The following is a 1,077-nucleotide window of genomic DNA, read 5'->3' as shown; positions in this document are numbered from 1 at the left end:
GGGGGGCTAGACGGATCGCCGCCTACGCGGCGCCGCCGTAAACGGCCCAACACACACGCGCGGCGGGGGGCTGACGCCCCGCGCTAGGCGGGAGCCGAATGGCTAAGACGCCTGAGCTTGCCTAAGAAAAGCCGGCTGGTCAGCCGGCAGCCGGCGCGCGCCGCGAGGCGGCCGGCGCCAGCTCTTACCGCAGGCTGGACAGAATCTCGCACGCGTCAGCGTCAAGCACCGCAGTTACGTCGAGAAACTCAATGACATCGAGACGCCGCTCTCCACCCTCATACTTGGCCACGAAGGATTGCGGCCGGCCAAGCTTCTCAGCCACCTGCGCCTGGGTCATGCCTTTTGCCTTGCGCAGCGATACCAGCTGGGCCAGAAACCGCTGGTGGCGGGGAGATCGAAGTGATTTGGGCATGTAGGCGAACCGGTCAGGTAAAGACCGGCTCAGCCAATAATCCCGGTTCCGGATTATCCCATTTTGGGATATTATGTCTCGAATCCAGGATCAACATGCGAGGTTCGCGGCAGATATGAATCGATCAACGGGAACAGATGGGACTCAAAGCTCAACACTGCGCGACGAAGTCCCCTGGTCAGACAGCATCACGAGCTACGACAGGCAGCATTCCACCATTTACCTGCGCATTCTCGACGCCTGCGCCGACACTGCCAGCATAGAGGAAATGGCCAAACTCATTCTCGGCATCGACCCCGTCCTTGAACCGGTGCGCGCAAGCAAGGCTGTTCGCAGCCATATCGACCGGGCGAACTGGATGGTGACGACCGGCTACAAGGAACTGTTCGGCGGCTGACGCACGGCTGGAACTGTCACGTTTTCAGGCAAGGAACTCACGATAGCCCCATTCCTGAGCGCACGGCCGGAGAGACGCGCCGGATGCGGTCGCGGAGGTGATCGCCAGGATCCGTCCAATCGGGTGGACGCGCCTTCCCCCGATCAGCATTTCGGCGATCTCGCGATGTGAAGGTCCGCGAGCGATCCGCTCTGGAGAGAGAACAGCCCTTACTCTGAGGCGAGGGGCGGCCATGGCACGCTGGTGACGTTGCGATCACCGATTC

2 protein-coding genes are annotated in these 1,077 nt (G+C 61.9%); one reads left to right on the top strand and one right to left on the bottom strand.

The window, feature by feature from the left end; translation table 11 throughout:
- Positions 1–184: 184 nt before the first annotated feature.
- Positions 185–415: a helix-turn-helix domain-containing protein gene (locus AC0L3N_RS32205; protein ID WP_473551614.1), complete on the bottom strand. Its 231-nt coding sequence runs from the start codon at positions 413–415 to the stop codon at positions 185–187.
- Between the two features lie 115 nt (positions 416–530).
- On the opposite strand from AC0L3N_RS32205, the gene AC0L3N_RS32200 reads away from it, so the two are divergent.
- Positions 531–812: a hypothetical protein gene (locus AC0L3N_RS32200; RefSeq protein WP_473551613.1), complete on the top strand. Its 282-nt coding sequence runs from the start codon at positions 531–533 to the stop codon at positions 810–812.
- Positions 813–1,077: the final 265 nt, after the last annotated feature.

It is taken from the genome of Mesorhizobium sp. WSM4807, from assembly GCF_055811615.1.
Note: the sequence above shows the minus strand (reverse complement) of the source record. Positions and strands in the feature narration are given on the sequence as shown.